Annotated in this window: 8 protein-coding genes and 1 pseudogene; 5 read left to right on the top strand and 4 right to left on the bottom strand. The window is 71.0% G+C overall.

What is annotated here, in order from left to right:
• Together ACFZDI_RS31670 and ACFZDI_RS31665 are read right to left on the bottom strand one after the other, a co-directional pair.
• A pseudogene (locus ACFZDI_RS31670) lies at window positions 1-8994 on the bottom strand (SDR family NAD(P)-dependent oxidoreductase); the annotation flags it as partial.
• Between the two features lie 186 nt (window positions 8995-9180).
• The gene (locus ACFZDI_RS31665; protein WP_391255257.1) at window positions 9181-10047 is read right to left on the bottom strand and encodes an ACP S-malonyltransferase; all 867 of its coding nucleotides are present in this window, start codon (window positions 10045-10047) and stop codon (window positions 9181-9183) included.
• Window positions 10048-10518: 471 nt separating this feature from the next.
• Between ACFZDI_RS31665 and ACFZDI_RS31660 the strand changes: the two genes are divergently transcribed.
• The 5 genes from ACFZDI_RS31660 to ACFZDI_RS31640 all read left to right on the top strand — a co-directional run bounded on the left by ACFZDI_RS31660 (window position 10519) and on the right by ACFZDI_RS31640 (window position 17650).
• Window positions 10519-12153, top strand: coding sequence for an FAD-dependent oxidoreductase (locus tag ACFZDI_RS31660; protein ID WP_391255254.1), 1635 nt, complete (start codon window positions 10519-10521; stop codon window positions 12151-12153).
• Window positions 12154-12210: 57 nt separating this feature from the next.
• Window positions 12211-13968 (top strand): AMP-binding protein, encoded by a 1758-nt coding sequence (locus ACFZDI_RS31655; RefSeq protein ID WP_391255251.1) that lies wholly within the window; start codon window positions 12211-12213, stop codon window positions 13966-13968.
• The gene (locus tag ACFZDI_RS31650; protein WP_391255249.1) at window positions 13968-15560 is read left to right on the top strand and encodes a carboxyl transferase domain-containing protein; all 1593 of its coding nucleotides are present in this window, start codon (window positions 13968-13970) and stop codon (window positions 15558-15560) included. Before ACFZDI_RS31655 ends, ACFZDI_RS31650 begins: the two co-directional genes overlap by 1 nt.
• On the top strand, window positions 15557-15787 hold the full coding sequence (locus ACFZDI_RS31645; RefSeq protein WP_391255245.1) for an acyl-CoA carboxylase epsilon subunit: 231 nt from the start codon (window positions 15557-15559) through the stop codon (window positions 15785-15787). The genes ACFZDI_RS31650 and ACFZDI_RS31645 overlap by 4 nt, the downstream gene beginning before the upstream one ends.
• Window positions 15788-15868: 81 nt before the next feature.
• Window positions 15869-17650, top strand: coding sequence for a biotin carboxylase N-terminal domain-containing protein (locus tag ACFZDI_RS31640; protein WP_391255242.1), 1782 nt, complete (start codon window positions 15869-15871; stop codon window positions 17648-17650).
• A 158-nt stretch (window positions 17651-17808) separates the two neighbouring features.
• Here the strand turns inward: ACFZDI_RS31640 and ACFZDI_RS31635 are convergent, their stop codons facing one another.
• Both ACFZDI_RS31635 and ACFZDI_RS31630 read right to left on the bottom strand, forming a co-directional pair.
• Complete coding sequence (locus ACFZDI_RS31635) at window positions 17809-18558, bottom strand: ABC transporter permease (protein ID WP_391255239.1); 750 nt, start codon at window positions 18556-18558, stop codon at window positions 17809-17811.
• A gap of 2 nt (window positions 18559-18560) precedes the next feature.
• Entirely contained in the window at window positions 18561-19463 is a 903-nt protein-coding gene (locus ACFZDI_RS31630) for an ATP-binding cassette domain-containing protein (RefSeq protein ID WP_391255237.1), read from the bottom strand.
• Between the last annotated feature and the right edge of the window lie 266 nt (window positions 19464-19729).

Genomic DNA, 19729 nt, shown 5'->3' with positions numbered 1-19729 from the left:
CAGGGTGGTGGCGCCGGTGGCGTGGAGGGTGACGTGGTTCCAGGTGGAGGTGGTGCGTGCCTGCTCGTGGGGGGTGAGGGGCAGGGCGTGCAGGGCGGCGTCCAGGAGTGCGGGGTGCAGTCCGAAGCCGTCGGTGGAGGTGCCTTCGGGGAGGGCGACCTCGGCGTAGATGTCGTCACCGAGCCGCCAGGCGGCACGCAGGCCCTGGAAGACCGGGCCGTAGGACAGTTCGGCCTGGGCGAGACGCTCGTAGACCGCATCTGTATCGAGGGAGGCGGCGCCCTGCGGCGGCCACACCGACAGGTCGAAGTCGGCATCCTGGGCCACTCCGGTGACGCGGCCCGTGGCGTGGCACACCCACGGCTCGTCGATCGAGGCCTCTTCGGCGCGCGAGTAGATCGCGACGGCCCGGTGCCCGTCTTCGTCGGTGTTGTCCACGGTCACCCGGAGGGCGACGGCACCCTGTGCGGGCAGTACGAGCGGAGCCTGGAGCGTCAGCTCCGCCAGCGCACCGCAACCGGCTTCGTCACCCGCCTGGGTCGCCAGCTCCACCAGGACCGACGAGGGCACCATCGGGACGCCCATCACCACGTGCTCCGCGAGCCAGTCGTGGGATTGCAGCGAGAGACGGCCGGTCAGCAGGATGGTTCCCGTCGCGGGAAGCGCGACCGCCGCGCCGAGCAGCGGGTGCGTGACCGACGCCAGGCCGGCAGGGGCAAGGCTGCCGGTGGGGGCAGCCTGCTCCAGCCAGTAGTGCTGGTGCTGGAAGGCGTAGGTGGGCAGGTCGACGCGGCGCGCGCCCCGGCCTGCGAAGACGCCGTCCCAGTCGAGTTCGGCGCCGTGGATGTGGGCGGTGCCGATGGCCTGGGTGAGGGTTTCCGCTTCCGGGCGGTTCTTGCGGAGTACGGGACTGAAGGCCGCGGTGTCGGTGTCGGTGAGGGTCTCCTGGGCCAGGGCGGACAGGGTGCCGTCCGGGCCCAGCTCGATGAAGGACGTGACGCCTTGTTCGGCGAGGTGGGTGATGCCGTCGGCGAAGCGGACGGCTTGGCGGACGTGGCGGACCCAGTAGTCGGGTGAGCCGATGTCGTCGGGGGTGGCGAGCCGGCCGGTGAGGTTGGAGACGACCGGGATGTTCGGAGTGCTGTAGGTCAAGCCCGCCGCGATGGTGCGGAACTCGTCCAGCATGGGTTCCATGCGGGGGGAGTGGAAGGCGTGGCTGACGCGGAGCTGGTGGACCTTGCGGCCCTGCTCCCGCCAGTGCTCCAGCACCTCGCCTACGGCGGTCTCGTCGCCGGAGACCACGACCGAGGTGGGTCCGTTGATGGCGGCGATGGCGATCTCGTGCTCGCGGCCTTCGAGCGTCTCCAGAACCTCAGCTTCGGTGGCCTGGATCGCGGCCATGGCCCCACCGGCCGGGAGAGCCTGCATGAGGCGTCCACGAGCGGCGACGAGCTTCGCCGCGTCTTCCAGGGTGAAGACCCCGGCCACATGGGCGGCGGCCAGTTCACCCACGGAGTGCCCGACGAGGAAGTCAGGGGTCAGACCCCAGGCCTCCACCAGGCGGAACAGCGCGACCTCGATGGCGAAGAGCGCGGCCTGCGTGTACACGGTCTGGTCGATCAGACCGGCGTCCGTCCCGTCCGTACCGAAGACGACATCCTTCAGCGGACGCTCCAGCTGCCCATCGAAGCGGGCACACACCTCATCAAAGGCAGCAGCGAACACCGGATACGTGTCATAAAGTTCGCGGCCCATTCCGGCCCGCTGGCTGCCCTGCCCCGTGAACAGGAACGCCAGCTTGCCGCGCCGCACGCTCCCCGAGGCCACCGCACCCGACGCATCCCCGGCGGCCAACGCCTGCACACCTGTCAGGAGTTCGTCCACATCGGAGCCGGTGATGACGGCCCGGTGCTCGAAGCGGGCCCGCGTCACGGCGAGGGAGTACCCCACGTCCGCCGGACGCAGCTCGGGGTTCTCCCGTACGAAGGAGTGCAGCCGCTCGGCCTGCGCCCGCAGCGCCCCCTCCGTCTTACCGGACAGCACCCACGGCACGACCCCACCAGCAACAGGAGCCTCGGGGGCCGCTTCGGTGTCGGCGGCGTCGACGGCAGCCGGCGCCTGCTCCAGAATCACATGCGCATTGGTACCGCTGATACCGAAGGACGAGACGCCCACTCGGCGCGGACGCCCGGTGTCCGGCCACTCCCGCGCCTCGGTCAGCAGCCGGACGTCACCCGCCGACCAGTCGATCTCGGGCGACGGCTGGTCCACATGCAGGGTCTGCGGGAGGACACCCTCCCGCATCGCGACGACCATCTTGATGATGCCCGCGGCGCCGGCTGCCGCCTGGGTGTGACCGATGTTGGACTTGATGGAGCCGAGCCAGAGCGGTTCGGCGCCCTCGCGGCCCTGGCCGTACGTGGCCAGCAGCGCCTGCGCCTCGATCGGGTCACCCAGTCGCGTGCCCGTGCCGTGCGCCTCCACCGCGTCCACGTCCGCGGCGGTCAGGCCCGCGCCCGTGAGGGCCTGGCGGATGACGCGCTGCTGCGAGGGGCCGTTCGGAGCGGTCAGGCCGTTCGACGCACCGTCCTGGTTCACGGCCGTGCCGCGGACGACGGCGAGCACCTTGCGGCCGTTGCGCTCGGCGTCCGAGAGCCGCTCGACGAGCAGCATGCCCACGCCCTCGGCCCAGATCGTGCCGTCGGCGGCACCGGCGAAGGCCTTGCAACGGCCGTCGGGGGCGAGGCCGCGCTGGCGCGAGAAGTCCACGAAGGTGTCCGGCGTCGACATGACCGTGACACCACCGGCAAGCGCCAGCGAGCACTCTCCCCGGCGCAGCGACTGCACGGCCAGGTGCAGGGCGACGAGCGAGGACGAGCACGCGGTGTCCACGGAGACGGCCGGGCCTTCGAGGCCGAGCACGTACGAGACGCGGCCCGAGGCGACGCTGCCGGACGTGCCGGTGCTGAGGTAGCCCTCCAGGTCCTCGGGGACCGACTGGAGGCTTGGGAAGTAGTCGGTGTTCATGACGCCGGCGAAGACGCCGGTCTGGCTGCCGCGTACAGACGCCGGGTCGATCCCCGCGGCCTCCAGCGACTCCCAGGACGCTTCGAGGAGCAGCCGCTGCTGCGGGTCCATCGCCAGCGCCTCACGCGGCGAGATCCCGAAGAACTCGGCGTCGAATTCCGCCGCGGAGACGAATCCCCCCTGGCGGACGTACGTCGTGCCGACACGCGCCGGGTCCGGGTCGTACACGCCCTCGATGTCCCAGCCGCGGTCGGTGGGGAACGCGGAGAGACCTTCGCCCTTCCCGACCACCATGCGCCAGAGGTCGTCCGGCGAGGCGACGTCACCCGGGAAGCGGCAGGCCATGCCGACGATGGCGATCGGCTCGTCGTCGTGGCGCGGCCCGGCGGCCGGGGTCACGGGGCCGGCGATGGCGGACTGGTCGGCGAACGTCTCGGCGAGGAGGTGCTCCACCAGCGCCGACGGGGTCGGGTAGTCGAACGTGAGGGTCGCAGGGAGGCGGAGACCGGTGAGGGTGTTCAGGCGGTTGCGCAGCTCGACCGCGGTCAGCGAGTCGAACCCCACCTCCTTGAAGGCCCGCCCCGGCTCGATCGCCCGCCCGTCGCCGTGACCGAGCACGGACGCGACGTGACCGCGTACGAGTTCCAGCAAGGTACTCGTCCGCTCGGCGGGCGCGAGCCCGGCCAGCCTGCGGGCCAAGGCGGACGTTCCGCCCGCCGCCCCGCTCGCCGCGACCCGGCGCGCCGGCATGCCGACCAGCCCGCGCAACAGGGCGGGGACCGTGGCCGAAGGCGCACGGAACGCGGCGAGGTCCAGGCTCATGGGCGACGCGACAGCGGCGCCCGATGTGCGTGCTGTGTCGAGGAGTTGGAGGGCGTGGGTGGTGGGGAGGGGGGTCATGCCGGAGCGGTGGATGCGCTCGATGTCGGCGGTGGTGAGGTGTCCGGTGATGCCGCTGCGCTGTTCCCACAGGCCCCATTGGAGTGAGGTGGCGGGGAGGCCGAGTGCGTGGCGGTGGTGGGCGAGTGCGTCGAGGAAGGTGTTGGCGGCGGCGTAGTTGCCCTGGCCCGGGTCGCCGAAGAGGCCGGCGGAGGAGGAGAAGAGGACGAAGGCGGAGAGGTTCAGGTCCTTCGTCAGCTCGTGCAGATGGACGGCGGCGTCGGCCTTGGGGCGGAGAACCGCGTCGAGGCGCTCGGGGGTGAGGGCGTTGATGACGCCGTCGTCCAGGACACCGGCGGTGTGGATCACGGCGGTCAGCGGACGCCCGCTGTCGACCGAGTTGAGCAGCGTTTCGAGGGAGCCGCGGTCGGCGGCGTCGCAGGCGGCGATCTCCACGGTGTCGGCGCCGAGTTCGGCCAGTTCGGCGGCGAGCTGCGGGGCGCCTTCGGCGTCGAGTCCTCGGCGGCTGGTGAGGATGAGGTGGCGTACGCCGTGCTCGGTGACGAGGTGGCGGGCGACGAGGGAGCCCAGAGCGCCCGTGCCGCCGGTGACGAGGACGGTCCCGGCCGGGTCCAGGCGGAAGTCCGTCGGATCGCCGTCGGCGACAGGCACCCGGACCAGGCGCGGCACGCGCGCCGAACCGTCGCGGAGTGCGGCTTGGGGCTCGTCGGAGGCCAGGAGCGGCCAGAGAGTGGCGAGTTCGGGCGACTCGGTGTCGGTGTCGAGGAGGACGAACCGGTCGGGGTTCTCGGCCTGCGCGGAGCGTACGAGCCCCCAGACGGGCGCGTTGGCCAGATCGGCCACGTCTTCACCGGGCCGGGCGGCGACCGCACCACGGGTGACGAGGACCAGGCGGGAGTCGGCGAACCGGTCCTCGGCCAGCCATTCCTGAATGAGCGTCAGAGCATGCTGGGTGGCCTGGTGGGCTGCGGTGGCCGTGTCGGTGTCGTCGTAGGCGGTCAGCGGGGCGAATACGACCTGGGGGATGGTGTCGGCGGCGGCCAGTTCAGCCAGGCTGGGGAACGCCGGTCCCTCGGTGAGGAGACCCGGCTCGTCGCCCAGTACGGCCCACGTCTGGGGTTCGGCGGGTGCCGGGTTCAGTTCGGGCCAGTCCAGGCGGTACAGGGAGTTGTGGAATCCGCTGTGTCCGGTGGTGAGTTCGTCGGGGGTGGTGTGGCGCCAGGTGATGGTTTGTGCGGTGAGGACGGGTGCGCCGGTGTTGTCGGCGGCGGTGAGGGTGCCGTTGGTGGTGGAGAGTTTGACGCGCAGGGTGGTGGCGCCGGTGGCGTGGAGGGTGACGTGGTTCCAGGTGGAGGTGGTGCGTGCCTGCTCGTGGGGGGTGAGGGGCAGGGCGTGCAGGGCGGCGTCCAGGAGTGCGGGGTGCAGTCCGAAGCCGTCGGTGGAGGTGCCTTCGGGGAGGGCGACCTCGGCGTAGATGTCGTCACCGAGCCGCCAGGCGGCACGCAGGCCCTGGAAGACCGGGCCGTAGGACAGTTCGGCCTGGGCGAGACGCTCGTAGACCGCATCTGTATCGAGGGAGGCGGCGCCCTGCGGCGGCCACACCGACAAGTCGAACGCCGCGGGCTCCGCGGCCCCCGACAGCGTGCCGGTGGCATGCAGTGTCCACTGGCTCCCGGGCGCCGCCTCGTCCGAGCGGGAGAAGAAGCGGACCGGGCGGCGGCCCGCGGCGTCGGCGGCGTCCACGGCCAGCCGCAGCGCCACCGCGCCCTGCTCGGGCAGGACCAGCGGGGTCTGGAGCGTCAGCTCCTGCAGGGACCCGCAGTCGACCTGGTCACCGGCGTGGATGGCCAGCTCGACCAGGGTCGAGCCCGATACGACGGCCGAACCCAGCACCGCGTGATCCGCGAGCCACCCGTGCGACTGGAGAGACAGGCGTCCCGTCAGCAGTATCCCGTCCGACTCCGGCAGCGCGACCGCCGCGTTCAGGAGCGGATGTCCCGTCGCCGACTGCCCGAAGCCCGTGGCGTCCCCGGAGAGGGTGGGCGCCTCCAGCCAGTAGTGCCGGCGCTGGAAGGCGTACGTCGGCAGGTCCACGCGCTGTCCGCCGCGGCCCGCGAAGACCCCGTCCCAGTCCAGCTCCGCGCCGTTCACGTGCAGACGGACCATGGCGGAGGTGAAGGCCTGGGCCTCGGGGCGGCCCCTGCGCAGGGCCGGGGCGAAGACCACGCCCTCGGCATCGGGCAGGGACTCCTGGCCCATCGCCGAGAGGATGCCGTCGGGGCCCAGCTCCACGAAGGAGGTGACGCCCCGCTCGGCGAGGCAGGTGACGCCGTCCCGGAAACGCACGGCCTGACGCACGTGCCGCACCCAGTACTCCGGTGAGCACAGTTCTTCCGCGGTGGCCTGCTCACCGGTCACGTTGGAGACGATCGGGATCCGCGGTGCGGAGTAGGTCATCACCCGGGCGTGCCAGCGGAATTCCTCCAGCATGGGTTCCATGCGGGGGGAGTGGAAGGCGTGGCTGACGCGGAGCGGGTGGACCTTGCGGCCTTGCTCGCGCCAGTGCTCCAGCACTTCGGTCACGGCGGCCTCGTCGCCGGAAATCACCACGGAGGTGGGCCCGTTGATGGCGGCGATGGCGATCTCGTGCTCGCGGCCCTCGATCGTCTCCAGAACCTCGGCCTCGGTGGCCTGGATCGCGGCCATGGCCCCACCGGCCGGGAGCGCCTGCATGAGCCGGCCCCGCGCGGTAACCAAGATCGCCGCGTCCTCGAGATCGAAGACACCGGCTACGTGCGCGGCGGCCAGCTCACCCACCGAGTGGCCGATGAGGAAGTCAGGGGTCAGCCCCCACGCTTCGACCAGCCGGAACAGCGCGACCTCGATGGCGAAGAGCGCGGCCTGCGTGAACACCGTCTCATCGATCAGACCGGCAGCCGCCTCGTCCGTGCCGAAGACGATCTCCTTCAGCGGACGTTCCAGATGCAGGTCGAGGTAGGAGCACACCTCGTCGAAGGCCGCGGCGAACACCGGATACGTGTCATACAGCTCGCGGCCCATCCCGGCCCGCTGGCTCCCCTGCCCCGTGAACAGGAACGCGACCCGACCGCGGCGCGCGCTCCCCGAGATCACCGCACCGCCCGGTACCTCCCCGGCAGCGAGAGCCTCAAGGCCGGCCAGCAGCTCCTCGCGGCTCGCGCCCGCCACCACGGCCCGGTGTTCGAACCGGGCCCGCGTGACGGCGAGGGAGTAGCCCACGTCCTCCGGACGCAGGTCGGAGTTCTCCTGTACGAAGGAGTGCAGCCGCTCGGCCTGCGCCCGCAGCGCGTCCTCCGTCTTACCGGAGAGCACCCACGGCACGACCCCGTCGACGACCGGCGCCTCGGAGAGCGGGGTCTCGGAGACCGGCTCGGAAAGTTCGGCCGGCGCCTCCTCCAGCACCACGTGCGCGTTCGTGCCGCTCATGCCGAACGACGAGACACCGGCCCGGCGCGGACGCCCGGTCCGCGGCCACTCGCGCGCCTCGGTCAGCAGCGCCACGTTCCCCGCCGACCAGTCCACGTGCGGGGACGGCTCGTCGGCATGCAGCGTCCGCGGCAGCACACCCTCCCGCATCGCGAGGACCATCTTGATGACACCGGCGATACCGGCCGCGGCCTGCGTGTGGCCGACGTTCGACTTCAGCGAGCCGAGCCACAGCGGCTCCCCGCCCTCGCGCCCCTGCCCGTACGTGGCAAGCAGCGCCTGCGCCTCGATCGGATCGCCGAGACGCGTACCGGTGCCATGGCCCTCGACCGCGTCGACGTCCGTCGCGGCGAGGCCGGTGTCCGCGAGGGCGCGACGGATGACGCGCTGCTGGGCGAGACCGCTGGGGGCGGTCAGGCCGTTGGACGCGCCGTCGGAGTTGACGGCGGTGCCGCGCACCACCGCGAGGACCTGGTGGCCGTTGCGCCGGGCCTCCGAGAGCCTCTCCAGGACGACGATGCCGACGCCCTCGCCCCACCCGGTGCCGTCGGCGTCCGCGGAGTACGCCTTGCAGCGCCCGTCGGCGGAGAGGCCGCGCTGCCGGCTGAAGGCGAGGAACCCGCCGGGGCTCGACATGACCGCCGCGCCGCCCGCCACAGCGAGAGGGCAGTCGCCGCGCCGCAGGGCCTGCACGGCGAGGTGGAGCGCGACGAGCGAGCCGGAGCAGGCGGTGTCGACCGTGATGGTGGGACCCTCGAAGGCGAAGGTGTAGGCGAGACGGCCCGAGGCCACGCTGGCGGCGTTGCCGGTCAGCAAGTAGCCCTCGAAACCCTCGGCCGCATCCTGTAGACGCGGGCCGTACTCCTGGTTCTCGACGCCGACGAACACACCGGTCTGGCTGCCGCGGACGGACTTGGGATCGATGCCCGCGCGTTCGAGGGCCTCCCAGGTGCTCTCCAGCAGGAGCCGCTGCTGCGGGTCCATGCCGAGCGCCTCGCGCGGGCTGATGCCGAAGAAGTCCGCGTCGAACTCACCGGCGTCGTGCAGGAATCCGCCCCGGCGGGTGTAGCTCTTGCCCGCGTCGTCGGGGTCGGGAGAGTACAAGCCGTCGAGGTCCCAGCCGCGGCGGGTGGGGAAGTCGGAGATCGCGTCGCCGCCCTCGGAGAGGAACCGCCATAGCCCCTCGGGGGTGCTGACGCCGCCGGGCAGCCGCACCGCCATGCCGACGACGGCGATCGGCTCGTCGTCGGCCGCGGCGGAGCCCGGCTGCTCGCCCAGGGCGCCCGCGTCCGCGGCGGAGCCGTACAGGAGGCGCTGGAGTTCGCGCGCGAGCGCCCGCGGGGTGGGATGGTCGAAGGGCAGAGTCACGGGCAGGCGCAGCCCGGTGGCCGCGACGAGCCGGCTGTGGAAGTCGACGGCGGCGAGCGAGTGGAAGCCCAGTTCGAGGAAGGAACTCTCGGGGTCGATCCCGTTCGGTGCCTCTCGGTCCGCGCTCTTGAGCACGTCCTCGGTCAGACCGGTGACGAAGGCGAGCAGGTGGTGTTCCTGCTCCGGCCCGGTCAGTTCAGCCTGCGAACGGAATTCTCCGGACTGGCCTACCATCGCTCGCTCCACAACTCTGCCGACATGGCTGTTCAAAGAAACCGGACTTCACGCGAGAGTATGTGGACGCCGAGTGGCGTTCACACCCCTACGCACCCCTTGGTGCATTGCCGGTACGGGGATCGGTGATGCGGTGGCATTCGATGCCGCGAGGACGGCGGACAGGGAATTGAGCACCGCAGCGCATCAGTTTTTCGCGGGCCGCAGAGTGGACCGGAGAACACTTTTCGGATCGACGGCCACGACGTCGAAGTTCCGGGTGGTGCACTTCACCCGCCGGAACAGATTGTCGGGACCGGTGATGTAGAGCTTCCGCACACCGAGGCCGAGCAGTGAATCGACGACCTCGGGCCAGTTGATGGCCTTGTCGAACGTGTCGAGCAGCATGGTCCGCATGGCGTCCGCGGTGCGCACGACACTGCCGTCCTGGTCGGCGACGACGGTGAGCTTCGGGTCCCGGATCTCGTACCGGGACAAGACCTCCTCGTCGGCCTTGCGGCGCAGCCCGCCGAACGCCTCGGCGTGCACGGGCGGGCGCATCGTGTACATGGAGTAGCCGCCTACGGCGCCGACGGCCTTCTTCAGGCCGTCCAGGAGGTGCTCCCGCACCGACACCATGAGGAAGCCCTCGTCGAGCCGGCCGGAGATGTCGTACCAGTCGCCGTTCGCGGTGAGCCCGTCCAGATACTCCTGGAAGGGTTCCGCCGGGACCCGCACACAGGAGTGGGTCACCACGTCCTGGTGCTCGGAAGCGAAGAACTCCTGCTCGCATCGGGCCAGTTCAGCCGTCATGCGGACGGTGTCCGCGAAGTCGAGCGCCCCTGTCCAGGCGGCCGCGGCCTTCTGCCCGAAGCTCGGCCCGACACAGTAGTCGGGGCGCATCCCGAGGAGGTCCTCGGCGCGGTCGGCCAGCGCGAGGGAGTTCGCCAGGAAGGCCACCTGCGTGTACTCCGAGTAGTCGTCCTCGGCTCCGTGGAACCGGTCGAGGAGCGAGTACCCGAGCGCCTTGTCGGCGGCCGATATGCGGCGCCTCGCGTACCTGTCGAGAACCATGAATTTGCCGACCGCGGAAAAGCTTGACGGTCCCATCCCCGGAAATACGACAGCTGTCTTCTCTTCCATCAGATTTCACCCACAGTCAGCCAGCGGACAGCATGGCCGACGCTATGGGGGCGGGCAGGCCCCCGGCCACCCCATAGGCCCCCTAAGACAACCCCGTAGACACCCCTTGACGTTCACGGCACGGCCCGCGGTCACCGCGCCGACCCGTCCCGCATGTCACACAGGCAGGGGGGATAGGGGTTGCCTGTGCCGCCCGGCGAAAAATAGCGTGTGCCTGCCGGAGCAGGCGGTCCTCGGCCGGCAGTTCCCCATTTCGATCCGGCCGGGCCACACCGACGGCATCGACATGCGGCTCGCGCGGCGTGAGCGGGCGGAGCCTCCCGGAATTCCATTGATTCCCCGACCAGCATCGCCGAAACGGCCCGAAGGGTATTCCTGATGACGTCACCCAGCCCGGCTTCAATGAGCATGCTTGTTCCGGACTTCCCCTTCTCCTACGACGACTGGCTGCGCCACCCCGCCGGTCTCGGGGAATTGCCCCCCGATCGCGCCGGCACGCCGGTGGCCGTGATCGGTGGTGGCATCTCCGGGCTGACGGCCGCGTACGAACTGATGCGGCTCGGCCTGCGGCCCGTCGTGTACGAGGCCGGCGAGCTGGGCGGCCGCATGCGGGCCGTCCCCTTCGCGAGCCGCCCCGAATACGTCGCCGAACTCGGGGCGATGCGCTTCCCGAAGTCGGCGCGGGCCCTGTTCCACTACATCGACCTGCTCGGCCTGGACACCCGGCCGTTCCCCAACCCGCTGGCACCGGACACCCCCGGCACGCTCATCGACGTCAATGGCCGCCAGCACTGGGCCCGTTCGCAGGACGACCTGCCGCCGCTCTACCAAGAGGTCGCCGAGGCCTGGGAGAAGACGCTCCAGGAGCTGGCCGAACTGTCGACGGTGCGCGGCGCGATCCAGCAGCGCGACGTCGTGACCCTCAAGGCCGTCTGGAACCGCCTGGTCCGCGACCTCGACGACCAGTCCTTCTACGGCTTCCTGGCGTCCTCGTCCTCGTTCCACTCCTTCCGGCACCGTGAGGTCTTCGGCCAGGTCGGCTTCGGCACGGGCGGCTGGGACACCGACTTCCCCAACTCCGTCCTGGAGATCCTGCGGGTCGTCTTCACGGAGGCCGACGACGACCAGCTCTCCATCGTCGGCGGTGTGCAGCAATTGCCCCGTGGCCTGTGGGAGCGGCGGCCCGCGTCACCGGTCCACTGGCCCGAGGGCACCTCCCTCTCCACACTGCACGGCGGCGGCCCGCGACCCGGCGTCGTGGGACTGCGGCGCAAGGGATCCGACTACGTGGTCGAGGACGCGTCCGGGGACGTCAGCGCCTACCCGGCGGTGGTGTTCACGCCGCATCTGTGGACGTTGCTGAACCGGATCGACTGCGAACCGGGGCTGCTGCCGACCGAACACTGGACGGCGGTGGAGCGCACGCACTACATGAGCTCCTCCAAGGTCTTCGTCCTCACGGACCGCCCGTTCTGGCGCGACATCGACCCGCGCACCGGCCGGGAGACGATGGGCATGACCCTCACCGACCGGATCGCCCGCGGCGTGTACCTCTTCGACAACGGAGCGGACCGACCTGGCGTGATGTGCCTGTCGTACACCTGGAACGACGACTCGCTGAAGTTCTCCACCCTCTCCCCGGGCCGGCGCCTGGACGTACTCCTCGACCGGCTCGGCGAGATCTACCCGGGGGTGGACATCCGGTCGCACATCATCGATGAGCCGATCACCGTCACCTGGGAGAACGAGCCCCATTTCATGGGCGCGTTCAAGGCGAACCTGCCGGGCCAGTACCGGTACCAGCGGCGGCTGTTCACCCACTTCATGCAGGACCGGATGGACGCGTCGCACCGCGGGTTCTTCCTCAGCGGCGACGACGTCTCCTGGACCGCGGGCTTCGCCGAGGGCGCGGTGACCACCGCGCTGAACGCGGTGTGGGGCGTGGTCAACCATCTGGGCGGCCGCACCCCGGCGGCCAACCCCGGCCCCGGCGACCTCTTCGACCGGCTCGCCCCGGTGGAACTGCCCTACGCCTGAGCCGGTTGTGTTTGTCCATCAATCCCCATGCTCCTCGCGGAACGAGGTATCACCATCATGACCAGGACCGGACCGGATGTGCGGGCGGGCAACGTCTCGACTCTGCCTCGGGCGCTCCGTCTGCGCTGCGAGAAGCAGCCCGACGAAGCCGCCTACGTATTCCTGCGCGACGGTGAGGAGCCCGACGGGTCCCTCACCTACAGGCAGCTGGAGGCCGACGCGGGCTCCCGCGCCGCCGCCCTGGAGCGGGCCGGGCTGAGCGGCGGCAACGCCGTGCTGCTCTACCCCTCGGGTCTGGAGTTCGTACGAGCGCTGCTCGGCTGCATGTACGCGCGAGTGGCCGGCGCCCCGGCCCAGGTCCCCACCCGGCGGCGCGGCGTGGAGCGGCTGCGCCGCATCGCGGACGACGCGGGTACCAGCACCGTTCTGACCACCGGCGCCGTCAAGCGGGACCTGGAGGAACGGTTCGGCGATCTGCCCGAGCTGGCCGGGCTCACGCTCATCGACACCGAGGCGCTGCCGGACGCCCCGTGGACGGGCGAGGGCCCGGGCCCCGAGGACATCGCGCTGCTCCAGTACACCTCGGGCTCCACCGGCGACCCGAAGGGCGTGATGGTCACCCACGCCAACTTCCTGAGCAACGTCGCTGAGACCGAGGAGCTGTGGCCGGCCGGACCCGACGGCGTGGTCGTCTCCTGGCTGCCGCTCTTCCACGACATGGGCATGCTCTTCGGCGTGCTGATGCCGCTGTGCTCGGGCATCCCCGCCTATCTGATGGCGCCCGAGGCCTTCATCCGCAGGCCCGGCCGCTGGCTGGAGGCGATAGCGCGGTTCCGCGGCACGCACGCCGCCGCGCCGAGCTTCGCGTACGAACTCTGCGTACGGGCCCAGCAGGACGGCAAGGTCGCCGCGGACATCGACCTGTCGAGCTGGCGGGTGGCGGCCAACGGCGCCGAACCCGTGCGCTGGCGAGCCGTGCGCACGTTCGCGGAGACGTTCGCACCGGCCGGCTTCGACCCCGCCGCCATGAGCCCAGGCTACGGCCTCGCCGAGAACACCCTCAAGGCCACCGGCAGCCGCCTCGGCGAGGAGCCGACCGTCCTCTGGGTGGCCGCGGAGGCCCTGCTGGCCGGCCGGGCGGACTTGCGCGCCCCGGGCGCCGTGGGAGCACAGCCCCTGGTGGGGTCGGGCTTCCCCGTGTCCGGCACCCGGGTGCGGATCGTCGACCCCGTGGCGCTGACCGAGTGCCCCGAGGGCCGGGTCGGCGAGATCTGGGTGAACGGGCCCTGCGTCGCCGCCGGTTACCTCGGGCGGGAGCGCGAGAGCGAGGAGACCTTCCGAGCGGTCATCGCCGGGCAGGACGGCCCCGGCGACGCGACGTATCTGCGCACCGGCGACCTGGGCTTCCTGCTCGACGGGGAGCTGTATGTGACCGGCCGGTTCAAGGACGTCATCATCCGCAACGGCCGGAACTTCTACCCGCAGGACATCGAGCTGTCCGCCGAGAACGCGGCAGCGGGCCTGCACCCGAACGCCGCCGCGGCGTTCTCCGTGGACGACGGCGAGAGAGAGCGCCTGATCGTCGTCGTCGAGGCCGACGGCAGGGCCCTGCGCGGCACAGGACCGCAGGAACTGAAGGACCTGGTCCACCGGGCCGTCTACGAACGCCAACGGCTGGAGACGGACGAGGTCGTCGTCGTACGGCGCGGCCTCCTGCCCCGTACCACCAGCGGCAAGGTGCAGCGCCGAGCCTGCCGCGAGCGATACCTGAACAACGAACTGAAGCCTGCCGTGGCAGCGGAGCGGAGCGCCTGATGGCCTCGGAAGAGACGTCCGACAACCCTTCCCGCAACGGGACGGCCGCGCGCCTGGCGGAGTTGCGGCGCCGCCGCGACGAACTCGCCGCGCATGCCGACTCCGACGCGGTCAGGCGTCAGCACGACAAGGGCAAGATGACGGCCAGGGAGCGCATCGACGCGCTGCTCGACCCCGGGACGTTCGTCGAGCTGGACGCCTTCGCCCGCCACCGCAGCCACGACTTCGGCATGGAGCGCAACCGTCCGCTGGGCGACGGTGTGATCACCGGCTACGGCAAGGTGGACGGCCGCAAGGTGTGCGTGTTCGCCCAGGACTTCACGGTCTTCGGCGGCAGCCTCGGTGAGAAGTACGGCGAGAAGATCGTCAAGGTGATGGACCTGGCCCTCAGCACCGGCTGCCCCATCATCGGCATCAACGACTCCGGCGGCGCCCGCATCCAGGAGGGCGTGGTCTCGCTCGCGTACTACGCCGAGCTGGTCAAGCGGCACGTCGAGGGCTCGGGCGTCATCCCGCAGATCTCGCTGATGATGGGCCCCTGCGCGGGCGGCGCGGTGTACGCGCCGGCGATCACCGACTTCGTGGTGATGGTGGAGGAGACCTCACACATGTTCGTCACCGGTCCCGAGGTGCTGCGCACCGTCATGGGGCAGACGGTGCACCGGGAGGAACTGGGCGGGGCGCTCAGCCACAACACCGTCTCCGGAAACGCCCATTACCTGGCGCAGGACGAGAAGGACGCGTTCGAGTACGTCCGGCTGCTGCTCAGCCATCTGCCCTCCAACAACATGGAGGACCCGCCGGACTACGACGTGACCGAGCCCGAGGGCCTCACCGAGGCGGACCTGGCCCTGGACACGCTGATCCCCGACAGCCCCAACCAGCCGTACGACATGCGCAGGGTCATCCGTACCGTGCTCGACTCCGGTGAACTCCTGGAGGTGCAGCCGCTGTTCGCGCAGAACGTCGTCTGTGGCCTGGGGCGGGTCAACGGCCAGAGCGTGGGCATCGTCGCCAACCAGCCGATCGTCCAGGCGGGCGCCCTGGACATCGACGCCAGCGAGAAGGCGGCGCGCTTCATCCGCATGTGCGACTCCTTCCACGTGCCGATCCTCAGCTTCGTCGACGTGCCGGGCTTCCTGCCGGGCCTCGAACAGGAGCAGGGCGGCATCATCCGCAGGGGCGCCAAGCTCATCTACGCCTACGCCGAGGCCACCGTGCCGATGGTCACCGTGGTCACGCGCAAGGCGTACGGCGGCGGGTACGGGGTCATGGGCTCCAAGCACCTGGGCATCGACGTCAACCTGGCCTGGCCGACCGCCGAGATCGCGGTCATGGGAGGCGAGAGCGCGGTGAGCGTGCTGCACCGCCGCGCGGTGGCAGAGGCCGAGGACCCGGCCGCCGAGCGGACCCGGCTGCGCGAGGAGTACGAGCAGGCGCTGTGCAACCCGTACACGGCCGCCGAGCGCGGCTACGTGGACGCGGTGATCATGCCTCACGAGACCCGGGCGAGCATCGCGGGCGCACTGGAGACACTGCGCGGCAAGCGAGCCCACCGGCTGCCGCGCAAGCACGGCAACATCCCCCTGTGAGCGCTCGGGACGAGGGGGTCACCACCCCCCACGAGGCAGCCGGGCTGCGGGTGGAGCGAGGCCGTCCGACGGGAGAGGAACTCGCCGCGGTGGTGGTCGCGGTGACGGCGCTGCTGACGGAGCGGACGGCGAGCCGGGACACCGCGGGCCCGCGGCCGCGCCGCCGCTGGGGCGCGCCCGCGCAGCGCATGACACGCCCGCCCGAGCGAGGCGGGTTCGGAAGCTGACCGGGACACGGCCGGGCGGGCCGCCCGGCGCCGCGCGGCGGTCGCCGCCATCAACGACCACATGGGACGTAGGAGTTCATCGTGCACAAGATCCTGATCGCCAACCGTGGCGAAATCGCTGTCCGTGTTGCCCGGGCGTGCCGGGATGCGGGGATCGCGAGCGTAGCCGTCTACGCAGATCCCGACCGGGACGCTCTGCATGTGCGGGCGGCCGATGAGGCGTTCGCGCTGGGCGGTGACACCCCGGCCACCAGCTATCTGGACGTCTCCAAGGTGCTGGCGGCGGCCAAGGATTCGGGGGCGGACGCGATCCATCCCGGTTACGGCTTCCTTTCGGAGAACGCCGACTTCGCGCAGGCCGTCATCGACGCGGGCCTGATCTGGATCGGTCCGCCGCCGCAGGCCATCCGCGACCTGGGGGACAAGGTCGCCGCGCGGCACATCGCGCAGCGTGCCGGTGCCCCGCTGGTCGCGGGTACTGCTGACCCGGTCTCGGGTGCGGAGGAGGTCGTGGCCTTCGCCGAGGAGCACGGCCTGCCCATCGCGATCAAGGCCGCCTTCGGTGGTGGCGGGCGCGGCCTGAAGGTCGCCCGCACCCTGGAAGAGGTCCCGGAGCTGTACGACTCGGCGGTGCGCGAGGCGGTGGCCGCCTTCGGGCGGGGCGAGTGCTTCGTGGAGCGCTACCTCGACAAGCCCCGGCATGTGGAGACCCAGTGCCTGGCCGACAAGCACGGCAATGTGGTCGTGGTCTCCACCCGTGACTGCTCGCTCCAGCGCCGCCACCAGAAGCTGGTGGAGGAGGCCCCGGCGCCCTTCCTCTCCGAGACGCAGGTCGAGGAGTTGTACGCCTCGTCCAAGGGGATCCTCAAGGAGGCCGGCTACGTCGGCGCAGGCACCGTGGAGTTCCTCGTCGGTGTGGACGGCACGATCTCCTTCCTGGAGGTCAACACCCGCCTCCAGGTCGAGCACCCGGTCACCGAGGAGGTCGCCGGCATCGACCTGGTGCGTGAGATGTTCCGCATCGCCGACGGCGAGGAGCTGGGCTACGGCGATCCGGAACTGCGCGGGCACTCCTTCGAGTTCCGTATCAACGGCGAGGACCCGGGCCGCAACTTCCTGCCCGCGCCTGGCACGGTCACCAGGTTCGAGGCTCCCTCGGGCCCGGGTGTGCGTCTGGACGCGGGTGTGGAGTCCGGCTCGGTCATCGGCCCGGCCTGGGACTCGCTGCTGGCCAAGCTGATCGTCACCGGCGCCACCCGTGAGCAGGCGTTGCAGCGTGCCGCGCGTGCTCTGGCGGAGTTCAATGTGGAGGGCATGGCCACCGCCATCCCCTTCCACCGTGCCGTCGTCAAGGACCCGGCGTTCGCCCCCGAACTGACCGGCTCCAGCGACCCCTTCACGGTCCACACCCGCTGGATCGAGACCGAGTTCGTCAACGACATCCCGGCCTTCACCGCACCCGCCACCGACACCGGGACGGACACCGTGGACGCGGCCCGCAGGACTGTGGTGGTCGAGGTCGCGGGCAAGCGCCTGGAGGTCTCCCTCCCCGAGTCCCTGGGCGCCGCGGTCGCCGGCGCCGCCTCCGGTGGCGGCAGGAAGGCCCCGCGGCGCAAGAGCGGCTCCAATGCGTCGGCGGCGGCCTCCGGTGAGTCGCTGACCTCCCCGATGCAGGGAACCATAGTGAAGCTCGCCGTCGCGGACGGCAGCCAGGTGGAGGAGGGCGACCTCGTCGTGGTCCTGGAGGCGATGAAGATGGAACAGCCGCTCACCGCCCACCGTGCCGGGACCGTCAAGGACCTGTCTGCCGTCGTGGGCGCGACGGTCTCGGCCGGGGCGGTCATCTGCGAGATCAAGGACTGACCCGCTGCCGCGGCGCGTGTGACGGAGCCGGGCCCCCCCCCCCCCCCCCCCGGGGGGGGGGGGGGGGGCCGGGCCCCCCCCCCCCCCCCCCCGGGGGGGGGGGGGGGGGGCCCCGGCTCCGTCACACGCGCGGCACCCGGCCGGGTGCCGCAGGGGCCTCAACCCTGTTCGCGGTTCATGGTCCGCATGCCCCAGGCGCCGAAGATGACCACCAAAGAGAGGGCGGCCAGGGCACCGGTCAGGGTGGTCGAGGAGGCGTACTCCCCGGCGGTGATCGCACGCAGCGCGTCGACCACGTGGGACAGCGGATTGACCCGTGACAGGTCGTACAGCCAGTCCGGCGCCGCACTCATCGGGAGCAGCACGCCGGAGAGCAGCATGAGCGGCACCAGCACCATGCTGAGCAGCGGGGCGAAGCGATTCTCCTGCTTGAGGATGAGGGCCAGCGCGTACGAGGCCGAGCTGATCCCGGCGGCGAGCACGGAGGACAGCGCCAGCAGCAGCACGACCGCGGGGAGCGGGGCGCGAAAACCGAAGGCCGTGGCCGCGGCGAGCAGCATGACGCCCTGGATGCCCAGTTGGGCCAGGTCGCTCAGGACGCGGCCGGAGAGCAGCGCGGCGCGGCTGACGGGGGCGACGCGCAGCCGCTCCATGACCCCGGAGCGCAGCTCGGGAGTGAGGGAGAACCCGGCGTAGGCGGCACCGAACAGGGTGAGCTGCATCAGCATGCCGGGCACGAACCACTGCCAGGCGTCCACGTCGCTGGGCAGCGTGTTCTTCAGCAGGGGGCCGAAGAGCACGAGATAGACCAGCGGGCCGGATATCCCGACGAGGAGCTGGAGCGGACTGCGGGCCCACGGGCGGGTGGAGCGGATGAAGATGAGGCGCGTCTGCTTCAGGTAGTGCACCGTCACTCTCCCTGTTCGTCGGTGGAGTCGGCATCCGTGTCGCGCAGACTGCGGCCCGTGAGGGTGAGGAACACGTCGTCCAGGGTCGGGCGGTGGGTCTGTACGGACATGACGGAGATCTGGTTCCGGTCGAGTTCCCGCAGGAGGCCGGGGAGGACCGAGCCGCCGAGCGGCACCCGGAACCGTACGGTCGAGCCGTCGACGGTGAACTCGCGGGCGCCCGGGAGGCGTTCCGCGGTCGCGGCCGTGCTCGACGGGTCCGAGGTCTCCAGGACGAGCAGATCACCGGAGACCTCGCTCTTGAGGCCGTCGGGGGTGCCCTCGGTGATGATCCGCCCGCCGTCGATCACCAGGATGCGTTCGCAGAGGGCGTCCACCTCGTCGAGGTAGTGCGTGGTGAGGAACACCGTGGTGGAGTGCAGATCGCGCAGCGACCTGATGTGGTCCCACAGGTTGCTGCGGCTCTGCGGGTCGAGGGCGGTGGACGGCTCGTCCAGGAAGACCAGTTGGGGCCGGTGCAGCACGCCCATCACGATGTCGAGACGCCGCCGCTGGCCCCCGGAGAGGGTGGACACGGTCCGGGTCTCCATGCCCGTGAGGTCGTACTGGCCGAGGAGTTCCTCGACCCGCAGGCGGGCCTGCCTGCGGTCGATGCCGTACAGCTGGGCCTGTGTCATCAGCTCCTCGCCGACGCGCTGGTCGCCTCCGGCGCCGTTGCCCTGCCCCACGTAACCGATGCGGCGGCGCACTCCGGCGGGGTCGTCGAGCAGATCGCAGCCGGCCACCATCGCCACGCCCGAGGTGGGGCGCAGCAGCGTGGAGAGCATCCGCAGCGTGGTGGACTTTCCCGCGCCATTGGGGCCGAGGAATCCGACCAGTTCGCCTTCCGCGACGTCGATGTCCACGCCCCGGACGGCCTCTACGGTGTTTTTTCGGCTGCGGAACGTTTTGGCAAGGTCTCGTACCTTGATCATCGGCGGTGCCTCATCCGGTCTCGCATGATGCGCTGAGCGCAGGGAGAAAAGAATGTATTGCGCGCGGAATTCGGCGGACAACCCCTAGTATCCCCTGCGGGACTCAACTGGGGTCAGGGGGTGGGGTGCAGGGGTCGGGACCCCGGCCGGCCGGTAGTGGCCGAAATTGGTCCTGAGCTGCCAGTATCTCCACCCGG

Origin of the sequence: Streptomyces sp. NPDC007907, from assembly GCF_042959365.1 — a bacterium.
Taxonomy (GTDB): Bacteria; Actinomycetota; Actinomycetes; order Streptomycetales; family Streptomycetaceae; genus Streptomyces; species Streptomyces indiaensis.
The sequence above is the reverse complement of the archived record's forward strand: the minus strand, read 5'-3'. Positions and strand labels throughout refer to the sequence as shown.